The sequence below is a fragment of the Halorussus sp. AFM4 genome (assembly GCF_051194995.1).
Lineage (GTDB): Archaea > Halobacteriota > Halobacteria > Halobacteriales > Haladaptataceae > Halorussus.
Genome location: NZ_JBNTJT010000001.1, coordinates 1564222 through 1574449 on the forward strand (window position 1 = coordinate 1564222; position 10228 = coordinate 1574449).

The 10228-nt window shown below is 68.3% G+C and carries 9 protein-coding genes; 6 read left to right on the forward strand and 3 right to left on the reverse strand.

Annotated elements, in window-relative coordinates:
- Positions 1-10 precede the first annotated feature (10 nt).
- A complete protein-coding gene (locus tag ACQUQF_RS08145; RefSeq protein WP_435177555.1) occupies positions 11-496 on the reverse strand; it encodes a hypothetical protein in 486 nt (161 codons plus the stop codon).
- A 144-nt stretch (positions 497-640) separates the two neighbouring features.
- Here ACQUQF_RS08145 and ACQUQF_RS08150 point away from each other — a divergent pair, with 144 nt between their 5' ends.
- From ACQUQF_RS08150 to ACQUQF_RS08170, 5 genes are all read left to right on the forward strand, one after another.
- On the forward strand, positions 641-1822 hold the full coding sequence (locus tag ACQUQF_RS08150; protein WP_435177556.1) for an ATPase domain-containing protein: 1182 nt from the start codon (positions 641-643) through the stop codon (positions 1820-1822).
- A 117-nt stretch (positions 1823-1939) separates the two neighbouring features.
- Positions 1940-3118 (forward strand): aspartate kinase, encoded by a 1179-nt coding sequence (locus ACQUQF_RS08155; RefSeq protein ID WP_435177558.1) that lies wholly within the window; start codon positions 1940-1942, stop codon positions 3116-3118.
- A gap of 497 nt (positions 3119-3615) precedes the next feature.
- Complete coding sequence (locus tag ACQUQF_RS08160; protein ID WP_435177560.1) at positions 3616-5130, forward strand: phenylalanine--tRNA ligase subunit alpha; 1515 nt, start codon at positions 3616-3618, stop codon at positions 5128-5130.
- Positions 5130-6881, forward strand: coding sequence for a phenylalanine--tRNA ligase subunit beta (gene pheT / locus ACQUQF_RS08165; protein ID WP_435177562.1), 1752 nt, complete (start codon positions 5130-5132; stop codon positions 6879-6881). The genes ACQUQF_RS08160 and pheT overlap by 1 nt, the downstream gene beginning before the upstream one ends.
- Positions 6882-7018: 137 nt before the next feature.
- Entirely contained in the window at positions 7019-7315 is a 297-nt protein-coding gene (locus ACQUQF_RS08170; protein WP_435177564.1) for a hypothetical protein, read from the forward strand.
- Positions 7316-7349: 34 nt separating this feature from the next.
- Here the strand turns inward: ACQUQF_RS08170 and ACQUQF_RS08175 are convergent, their stop codons facing one another.
- Both ACQUQF_RS08175 and ACQUQF_RS08180 read right to left on the reverse strand, forming a co-directional pair.
- On the reverse strand, positions 7350-8411 hold the full coding sequence (locus ACQUQF_RS08175) for a quinone-dependent dihydroorotate dehydrogenase (RefSeq protein WP_435177566.1): 1062 nt from the start codon (positions 8409-8411) through the stop codon (positions 7350-7352).
- Positions 8412-8456: 45 nt separating this feature from the next.
- Positions 8457-8654 (reverse strand): hypothetical protein, encoded by a 198-nt coding sequence (locus ACQUQF_RS08180; protein WP_115798291.1) that lies wholly within the window; start codon positions 8652-8654, stop codon positions 8457-8459.
- A gap of 350 nt (positions 8655-9004) precedes the next feature.
- Between ACQUQF_RS08180 and ACQUQF_RS08185 the strand changes: the two genes are divergently transcribed.
- Positions 9005-9313: a non-histone chromosomal MC1 family protein gene (locus ACQUQF_RS08185; protein ID WP_435177568.1), complete on the forward strand. Its 309-nt coding sequence runs from the start codon at positions 9005-9007 to the stop codon at positions 9311-9313.
- The last annotated feature ends 915 nt before the right edge of the window (positions 9314-10228 follow it).

Here is a 10228-nt window from a genome sequence, read left to right on the forward strand (position 1 = left end):
TAGAACCGACCTACCGGCGCGCGGCGTCGGTCCGCGCCGCGGGGTCGAACTGGTACTCCAGGGTCCGGCCGCCCTCGAACCGCGGGCCGGTGCCCGTCCGCCGGAACCCGGCCGACTCGACGACGTCCCTGGTCAGCTCCTCGTCCTCGGGCACCAGCGCCTCGACGGTCATCCCCTCCTTGCGGGCGAACCGGACCGGCTCCTCCAGCAGGCGCTCGCGGGCCTCCCGGGTCCCCCGGAGGTACGTCACGCGGACCGTCCCCGGCATCGCGTCGAACCCGACGAACCCGACGACGGTCGACTCCTCGTCCTCGGCGGCGTCATCGTCGGGCGCGGAGTCGCTTCCGCCCGCGTCGGCTGCGCCCGACGCGCCGGCGTCGACCTCGGCCACCCGGACCGTCCGGTCGTGGACGACGTTACGCATCACCTCGGCGGGGGCGTCGGCGAGTTCACCCAGCACCGCCCCGTCCTCCTCTACTGCATCTCGCACGCGCATTGTTCACGTATCAATTGCCGACGAAGTTAAAGCCCGCGGGGGAATCGCGGTCGGGGTCCCGGTTTCGACGCTGGGGTCGGCGGCTCGCCCGGCGACTCGACCGCGGCGGCAGGGCTTTTTCGCTTGCGCCCCTACGTCGTGGGTATGGATGGCACGGACGACTCCCGCCGCGAACCGCCCGACCGGCTCCGTCCCCCGGCGTGCCACGGAGCCCGCGTCCCGATGACCGACGGGTCCGGCCCGGACGTCGCAGAGCCGGACGACGCCGACCGCTGCGACTACTGTCGGCTCCCGATTCCGACCGACCCGGTGACCCTGGAGCGGGAAGAGACCACCTACGAGTTCTGCACCGAGGCGTGCCGGGCGGCGATGACCGAGCGCGAGCGGGTCTGCACCGAGTACCACGGCTTCCGCCGGGTCCGGACCGGCGTCGAGGGGCTCGACCGGTTCCTCCCGCAGGGGCTGCCCCGCAACTCGTTCGTCCTGCTGTCGAACGACGAGGGCGCCCGCGACGACGCGCTCCGTGCCGAACTCGTCTGGCGGGCGCTGGAGCGGGACGAACCCGCGACCGTCGTCACCTTCACCGAGCCGCCGGTCTCGGTGGTCGAGAGCTTCCTCTCGCTCGACTGGAACGTGCTGCCGTACCTGGAGTCCGACCAGTTACACGTGGTCGACTGCTTCACCTACCGGATGGACGACCCCGACCGCGAGCGGTTCTTCGAGCGCATGGACGAGTGGAACCGTCACGTCTACGGCATCACCGAGTCGGTGACCCAGACCGTCCGGGACCCCAGCGACGTCTCGGAGCTCCACAACAAGCTCGACAACTGCCTCGAGGCGCTGGGGATGAGCGACCGGGGCGTCGTCGTGGTCGACTCGCTGACCGAGTTCGGCAGCCTGGTCCAGCCGGTGCGGGCGTACAACTTCGTCAAGGACGTCCGGGCCGACGTCTGTAAGGGCCGGTTCGTCCCCGTCTTCGCGGGCGCGACGTTCACCGGCGAGGAGGTCCGATTCCCCCACGACCTCGGCTACGCGGTCGACGGCATCGTGGACATGCAGGTCAACGACGGTATCGTGGAGGACACGCTCATCAAGCGGATCCGCATCCGGAAGATGAACGGCGTCCTCGCGATCCCCGAGTGGGTCGCCTACGAGTTCACCGCCGGACAGGGGCTGGTCACGTTCGACCCCATCGCCGAGATGGACGACGCCGAGGGGCGCGGCGAGTCGGAGGGAACGGACGGCAGGACGGAGGGGGACGGCGAGACCGGCGGGAGGAGCGGAACCGGCGAGCGCGGCGAGTCCGCGGTCGAGACCGAGCGATAGCGGTCGGAACCGCGGTGCGGCAAGCTTCTCAGAGATGAACACAGTTATCTGGGTGCCAGAGTTAGCCACTCTCATGCAGCGTCACAGGCGGGGGTCCTGCGGTTCGCAGGTGATAGTATGCGAGTAGTGGCGAAGTTCGGCGGTACCAGCCTGGGCAGCGGCGACCGGATCAACCGGGCGGCCGACTCGGTGGCCGACGCCGTCGCCCAGGGCCACGAGATCGCGGTGGTCGCCAGCGCGATGGGCAACACCACCGACGAACTCCTCGACGAGATCGAATTCGAGACCGAGGACGCCGACCGGGCCGAGATCGTCAGCATGGGCGAGCGCACCAGCGTCCGGATGCTGAAGGCCGCCCTGGCGGCCCGCGGCGTCGACGCGGTGTTCGTCGAACCCGGCAGCGAGCGCTGGCCGGTGTTCACCGACGAGCACGGCGAACTCGACGCCGAGAAGACCAGGGCGGCCGCCGAGCGGCTCGCCGCCGAACTCGACGACGTGGTGCCGGTCGTCACCGGCTTCCTCGCCGAAGGCCCCGAGGGCAACGTGACCACGCTCGGGCGCGGCGGCTCGGACACCACCGCGGTGATGCTGGGCAACTACATGGGCGCCGACGAGGTGGTCATCGTGACCGACGTCGAGGGCGTCATGACAGGCGACCCCCACGTGGTGGAGGGCGCGCGCAACGTCGCCGAGATCTCGGTCGACGAGCTCCGGAACCTCTCGTTCCGCGGCGCCGAGGTGGTCGCGCCCAGCGCGCTCTCGTACAAGGACGGGAGCCTCGACGTCCGGGTGGTCCACTACCAGCACGGCGACCTGCTGGCCGGCGGCACCGACGTTATCGGCGAGTTCGAGAACCTCATCGACATGCGCGAGAACCCGCTGGCCTGCCTGACGGTCGCGGGCCGGGCCATCCGGAACCGGCCCGGCATCCTCCAGGAGCTCTCGACCGCGCTCGGCGACAGCGACATCAACGTCGACGCGGTCGCCAGCGGGATGGACTCGGTCACGTTCTACGTCGACGAGGAGGTCGCCGAGCGCGCCGAGAACATCCTCCACCGCGAGGTCATCGAGGAGGACTCGCTGTCGAGCGTCACGGTCGACGACGAGGTGGCGGTCATCCGCGTGATGGGCGGCGAGTTGCCCAACCGGCCCGGCGTCATCCGGAACCTTGTCAACCCCATCGCGGACGCCCACATCAACATCCACGACCTCATCACGAGCGCGACCAGCGTCGCCGTCTTCGTCGACTGGTCGGACCGCGAGGAGACCCTGGAGATCATCCAGGAGGAGTTCTGAAGACCACCTTTTACCGACCACCTTTTTTCTTCGTCGGGTGTCCTCGCTCGCTCCCTTCGGTCGCTCGCTGCGGGCACCCTCCTCGAAAAAATCTGGACCAAAAAAGGCCGCTCGCTCACTCGCTTCGCTCGTTCGCTCGCGGTACAGCGAACTGATGCTCGACGGCAACTTCGACTGTAACTGGTGCGCGCCTTCGGCGCGCTGCTCCGTCTCTCGTTCGTTGATGATGCGCGGTCTCCCCGGAACGCTTTTCACGGATTGCGGACAACTGCCGGGTATGCCATCCAAACCCCAGACCGGTGGTAACGTCCGTCAGCCGCGTCGCCGGCCAGCGGGGTTCGGCTTCTTCTTCGCGTCCTGACCGGGCGGCGGACTCTCGGCCGAGCGAGGACCTCGGCGGGGACGAAACCGCTCGCGCGCGGTCGCCGACCAGCGGCGCGCTTCAGAAACGATAAACGGACGCACGGGGACGTAACGACCAACGAGAACCCGACACGATGAAACTACCCGAATCACAGGTCGCGGTGCTGCAAGCCGCGAGCGCGAACGAGGCACAGACGATAGACCAGTTGGCGGCGGAGACCGACCTGAAACCCGAGACGATCACGGGCGCGGCCTTCGAGCTGGAGTCGGCGGGGCTCGTCGAGGTCGCCGAGTCGGCCGACGAGACGGTGACGCTGACCGACGAGGCCCGCGAGTACCTCGCCGACGGCCTGCCGGAGGTCCGGCTCTACGAGGCCGCGCTCGACGCGGGCGCCGACGACGAGCCCGCCGAGATGGGCCGTGTCATCGGCCAGTCCGGCCTGGAGGGCCCGCAGGTCGACATCGCGCTGTCGAACTACGCCCGGAAGGGGTACGGCGCCATCGAGGGCGGCGAGATCACCGCCGACCCGGACGCCGATCCCGCGAGCGACGCCGAGGCCGACGCGCTCGCGGCGCTCGACGCCGGCGAGTCGACCGACGCGCTGGACGAAGCGGTGCTGGAGCAACTGGAGCGCAGGGGGCTCGTCGAAGTCGCCGAGTCGACGGTCCGCTCGGTGACGCTGACCGACGAGGGCGTGACCGCGCTGATGGAGGGCGTCGAGGCCGCCGAGACGGTCGGCCAGCTCACGCCCGAGCTGCTGACCTCCGGCGAGTGGCGGGACGTGGAGTTCGCCGAGTACAACGTCGAGGCCGACGCCGAGCGCATCGACGGCGGCAAGACCCACATCCTGCGCCAGACCGCCAACAGGGTGAAGGACGTGTTGGTCGGGATGGGCTTCGAGGAGATGGAGGGGCCCCACGCCGACGCGGAGTTCTGGATCAACGACGCGCTGTTCATGCCCCAGGACCACCCCGCGCGGACCCACTGGGACCAGTTCGCGCTGGAGAACCCCCGCAAGATCGACGAGCTACCGGACGACCTCGTCGAGCGCGTGAAGGGCGCCCACCGCGAGGGCGTGGGCGAGGACGGCGAGGGCTACCACTCGCCGTGGACCGAGGAGGTCGCCGCGGGCATCGACCTCCGGGGCCACACCACCTCGCTGTCGATGCGGTACCTCTCGGGCCGCGAGGTCGGCGAGCTCGAACCGCCCCAGCGGTTCTTCAGCGTCGAGAAGGTGTACCGCAACGACACCCTCGACCCGACCCACCTGCTGGAGTTCTTCCAGATCGAGGGGTGGGTGATGGCCGAGGACCTCTCGGTCCGGGACCTGATGGGCACCTTCGAGGAGTTCTACGCCCAGTTCGGCATCACCGACATTGAGTTCAAGCCCCACTACAACCCCTACACCGAGCCCAGCTTCGAGCTGTTCGGCACCCACCCGACCACCGGCGAGATGGTCGAGATCGGCAACTCCGGGATGTTCCGCGAGGAGGTGCTCGACCCGCTGGGCGTCGACTGCGACGTGATGGCGTGGGGGCTCGCGCTGGAGCGGCTGCTCATGCTGATGTACGGCTTCGAGGACATCCGCGACGTCCACGGGACGTTGGCTGACCTCGACCTGCTGCGGGAGACGGAGGTGCTACACTGATGCCAGTCGTCGACGTGAACCCCGACGAACTCAGGGAGCTGACCGGCCACGACGAGAAATCGGACGACGAACTCATCGACGACCTGTTCGGCCTCGGGCTGGAGTTCGAGGGCCGGACCGAGGAGGGCGACCTCCAGCTCGAGTTCGCGCCCGACCGACTCGACCGCCTCTCCGTGGAAGGGGTCGCCCGTTCGCTGCGCTACCAGTACGGCGACGACCGCGGGGTGTACGTCCCCAACACGAACGACGCCGACTGGACCATCGAGGTCGACGAGTCGGTCCCCGACGAGCGCCCCTACGTGACCGGCGCCGTGATTCGAGGCGTCGACCTGGACGAGGACGCGCTCGACTCGCTCATCCAGCTCCAGGAGAAGCTCCACGCCACGATGGGCCGCAAGCGCGCGAAGGGCGCCATCGGCATCCACGACCTCACGATGCTGAAGGGCCGGGCCGCCACCGAGGAGGGCCAGACCGAGCTCGGCAACTCGATCACCTACCGCGGCGTCGACCCCGACGGCGACCGGTTCGTCCCGCTGGACGCCGACAGCGAGATGACGCCCGCCGAGGTGCTGCGCTCGCACCCGACCGGCGAGACCTACGCGCCGCTGGTCGAGGAGTACGACCGCTACCCCGCCATCTACGACGACATCGGGCTGTTCTCGTTCCCGCCGGTCATCAACGGCCGCCGGACCGAGGTCTCGACCGACTCCCGGGACCTGTTCGTGGAGCTGACGGGCACCGACCAGTGGACCATCGACCGGATGTGCAACATCATCTGCTACGCGCTCGACGCCCGGGGCGCGAAGGTCGAGGAGGTCGAGGTGGAGTACCCCGACCGGACCCTGGTGCGGCCGGACCTGGAGGTCATCGAGAAGACCGTCACGCACGACCGCATCGAGAGCATGCTCGGCGTCGACCTGAGCGCCGAGCGCGTGATCGACCTGCTGGAGCGCTCGGGCCTCGACGCCGAGCCGACCGAGGTCGGCGACGACGAGGTCGCCTACGACGTCGAGGTGCCGCCCTATCGGGTCGACGTGCTCCACCCCCTCGACATCGTCGACGACGTGGGCCGGGCCTACGGCTTCAACGACCTCGAACCGCGCTACCCCGACGTGGGGACGGTCGGCGGTCGCCACGACCGGTCGAAGTTAGAGGACGCCGCCCGCGAGGTGCTGGTCGGGCTGGGCTTCGAGGACCTGCTGAACTTCCACATGATCAGCGAGGGGGAGAACTTCGACCGGATGGGGCTCGACCGGCCCGGCGACGACGGAAGCGGGAACCGCGGCGACGTCCTCGGCGCGGCCGAGCCCGCGACCATCCTCGAACCGTACAGCGAGGACTACACCATGCTCCGGACGTGGGCGCTGCCCTCGCTGCTGATGGTGCTGGAGAACAACACCCACCGGGCCTACCCGCAGGACCTCGCGGAGATCGGACTGGTGGCCCGGGTCGACGAGGAGGAGAACACCGGCGTCGCCGAGCACCGGTCGGTCGCCGGCGTGCTCGCGCGCCACGACGCCTCCTACGAGGACGCGAAGGCCCGCCTCCAGGCGGTCGCGCGCAACTTCGACGTCGACCTGGAGACCCCCGCGACCGACCACCCGACGTTCATCGACGGCCGCGCCGCCGAGGTCGTCATCGAGGGCGAACCGGTCGGGGTCATCGGCGAGGTCCACCCCGAGGTGCTGGTCGAACACGACCTCGAACTCCCGGTCGCGGCGTTCGAGTTCCGGCTGAACGCGCTCGAATAGCCGCCTCTCCCGATGCGGTGTCGGTGGTAGCGTCGACCGGTCCCCTTTTCTGCAGTTCCCGCCCGCGGATAGTTCGAGCGAGTCGAAGGCGGGACTCTTCAGGAAGACGTATGGTAGCATATCGCGTACTATCGGGGATGGAGCGCGGAACCGAGCGCGAGCGGACGGCGGTCCGTGAGCGCTGGACCGCCATGGAACGCCGGCGGGCGAGAGCCAGCCGTCTCCTCGCCGGACTCGTCCTTCTCGGGACCGGTGTGATACTGGTGTTGTTGGCGGTCGCTCGGGAGACGTGCTTCACGACCGCCAGGGGCGGTATCGTCGACTGCACCCCGCTCGCGGGACCGCCGTTCGGTCTCGGGTTACTCCTTCTCGGCGTCGTCGCGCTCGGGTTCGGGCTCGCGAAATGCCGGGCCGTGTTTCGGGACGGCCACTGACCCGTGGGACGACGAACCCGAGGACGCCGATCGGTCAGTCCAGGTCCGCGCCGACGGCGTCCTCGACCGAGTCGAAGCCGTCGCGCTCCAGCAGGTCGAGCAGGCCCTCGTTGATGTCGCGGGCGATGGACGGCCCGCGGTAGACGAGGCCGGTGTACAACTGGACCACGCGTGCGCCCGCGCGTATCTTCCGGTAGGCGTCTTCGGCGGTGAACACCCCGCCGACGCCGACGACCGGCACGTCCACGCGCTCGGCGGCGAACCGGACCATCCCGGTCGCGCGCGGTTCGAGGGGCTTGCCCGAGAGGCCGCCCTCCTCGGCGCGGTTGTGGCTCCGCAGGCCCTCGGGGCGGTCGGTCGTGGTGTTGGCGGCGATGACGCCGTCGAGGCCGAGTTCGGTCACCAGGTCGAGCGCGTCCTCGACCGCGGGGTCCGGGAGGTCTGGCGAGAGTTTGACCAGGAGGGGGCTCGCGCCCGCGTCCCGCAGCGTCGAGAGGATGGCCGCCATCGAGTCGCGGTTCTGGAGCTCACGGAACCCCTCCGAGTTGGGACAGGAGACGTTGACGACGAAGAAGTCGCCCCCCTCGGCGACTCGCTCGTAGGTGTAGCGGTAGTCCGCCGGGGCGTCGTCGGCGCTGACGTGCTCGGACTTGGCGAGGTTGACCCCGACCGGGACCGGCGCGTCGGGCGCCGCGGCCGCGAGGCGCTCGCCGACGACGTCCGCGCCGTTGTTGTTCAGCCCCATGCGGTTGACGATGGCCTCGTCCTCGCGCAGGCGGAACATCCTCGGACGGGGGTTGCCCGACTGGGGTTCGGCCGTGACGCCGCCGACCTCGACGTGGCCGAATCCGAGGCTCGCCAGTAGCGAGGGCACCCGGGCGTTCTTGTCGAACCCGGCGGCCACGCCGACCGGGTTGGGGAACCGCTGCCCGAACGCGTCGACCCGGAGCCGGTCGTCGTCGACGACGTACCGGTCGCGGAGCGCGCGGGCGGCCGGCGTCCGCTGGGCGACTCGCATCCCCGCGTGGACCGCGTCGTGGGCCGTCTCGGCGGGGAGGCCGAAGAGCAGCGGCTTCACCAACTGGTACGCGTTCATCGTACGTGTACCCCGACTCCGTCGGCAAAAAGCCCTCGTTCCGGTTCAGAACTCGTGCTCGACCTCGTCTTTGTCAGCCTTCTGGATGATGATCTTGTCCTCCCTGACGCGCACGAACACCTCGTCGCCGATGTCCATGCCGGCGACGGCGAGTTCGTCCTCGTGCAGGTTGATGTGGACGTTGTGGTACTCGCCGTCCTCGCCTTTCGCGCCACTGGGGCTGAGCTTCTTTTTCCGTACCATCGCGGTATTGTAGACGTACGTTCGCCCCAGATTATACTTAAGTGTTTTCTACCACCCCATCCCGTTCTCGGCAGATCGACGTCCGCGTCTCGCCCCACTGTCGAGGGGAGTGCTCTGCGGCTCGGAATCAACCCGTCCCCGGTTCTCGGGAGTCGGGTGGTCGCGGACCGCCTCGGTTACCTACAGCCGACAGTATACATTTCGGGTGGCGGTCGTCGCGCGGACGCGCGAATCGCCCCGAAATCGCCTGACACCCCGAATCCAGTATATAAGAGTTTCGACGGGAATGGCTCATATCGGCGATATATTTATAATGGGTCCTGTGCTGGGTTGGCATGGAGGGAAAAATCATGGTACGTGAAGACGGTAAACGGAACTTCGCTCTCCGCGAATCGAACGGCGACGAGAGTAGTGTCTTCTCGGGGAACACTCCCCGGCAGGCAGCGCTGAAGGCGGCCCGTCGGCTCGAACCGGCGTCGTCCGAGGACGCCGCCGAGCGAACGGAGCTCCGACTCCGGGAGAAGGGCACCGACAAGGTCCACATCTACGACGGCTGGGCGTGGAACGAGTCGGCGCCGGACGACAAACCCGACTGGATGCCGGACGAGATAACCGAAGCCAACGTCTCGAAGCAGGGTATCGAACACCTCGATGAATAGCCGGGGCGGGTACGACTTTTCATCCGTATTTGCCGTCGCCCAGTAGCGGCGCTACCCGTCTTCACGTGCGCGGGCGAGATGGAGGGATTCTTTGCGGGCCACCGCGTACCGTCGTCCGCGCGGGCACCACCCACCGCGACGTCGTGCGCGACGCACAGGATGACCGGCTCGTTCTCCTCCCGCGCGACATCTCCGGTCGACGCCAGCTGCGCTCGTCGGTCGCCGGGGACTGCCACGTCATCCCACCCCGCTGCCGCCCCAGTTCGACGACCTTAAGTGTAACCCGGCCATTCGTTGGAATGCGAACGAGGTCCGGTGGTTTGGGCCTCCGAGAGGCGGCGAGAATCGACGTCTTTATACGACGTCTCGGCCGCCTCTCGCGACACGCCCCCGATCCGATGTCCTTAAGTGTATAGGGTGACTCGGATTGGATGTCGACGTCGTCCCGTGGTTTCGGACGACGAACACACGTCCGATCCGGTGCCCTTAAGTGTACGAGGCCATTCGGATTGGGTGTGGACGAACCTTCGGGGGTCTTCCCACCGAAGGTCGCACCGGTTCGACGCCCTCAAGTGGTTGGGGTGCCTCGAACCGAACGCAGCAAACGACTCGACGCGATTCGCGGGACGTTCGATCCGTCCCGCGATCTCGGACCGCGCGAGGACTTCGATGGGTTTATGCCCGGTCGAAGCTTACGTGCAGGTCCGAAGGAAATGAGGATTCCACCCCTGCGGTCCGCCGTACACGATGGAATCTGATGTTAGCCCTGGCAGTTCGGTGACACCCGGCCAACGACGCGGCTCGGGGTCGTCGAACTGACGGACCATATAGCATTCAGTTGCTTCCGCCAGAGACCCACCGAGCTCTTCGGAGCTCGGCAACCATTCCGGTTGATCCTGCCGGAGGCCATTGCTA

Coding starts and splice junctions, on each gene's coding strand:
- ACQUQF_RS08145 (WP_435177555.1), bottom strand. CDS start 496: ATGCGCGTGCGAGATGCAGTAGAGGAGGACGGGGCGGTGCTGGGTGAA.
- ACQUQF_RS08150 (WP_435177556.1), top strand. CDS start 641: ATGGATGGCACGGACGACTCCCGCCGCGAACCGCCCGACCGGCTCCGT.
- ACQUQF_RS08155 (WP_435177558.1), top strand. CDS start 1,940: ATGCGAGTAGTGGCGAAGTTCGGCGGTACCAGCCTGGGCAGCGGCGAC.
- ACQUQF_RS08160 (WP_435177560.1), top strand. CDS start 3,616: ATGAAACTACCCGAATCACAGGTCGCGGTGCTGCAAGCCGCGAGCGCG.
- pheT (WP_435177562.1), top strand. CDS start 5,130: ATGCCAGTCGTCGACGTGAACCCCGACGAACTCAGGGAGCTGACCGGC.
- ACQUQF_RS08170 (WP_435177564.1), top strand. CDS start 7,019: ATGGAGCGCGGAACCGAGCGCGAGCGGACGGCGGTCCGTGAGCGCTGG.
- ACQUQF_RS08175 (WP_435177566.1), bottom strand. CDS start 8,411: ATGAACGCGTACCAGTTGGTGAAGCCGCTGCTCTTCGGCCTCCCCGCC.
- ACQUQF_RS08180 (WP_115798291.1), bottom strand. CDS start 8,654: ATGGTACGGAAAAAGAAGCTCAGCCCCAGTGGCGCGAAAGGCGAGGAC.
- ACQUQF_RS08185 (WP_435177568.1), top strand. CDS start 9,005: ATGGTACGTGAAGACGGTAAACGGAACTTCGCTCTCCGCGAATCGAAC.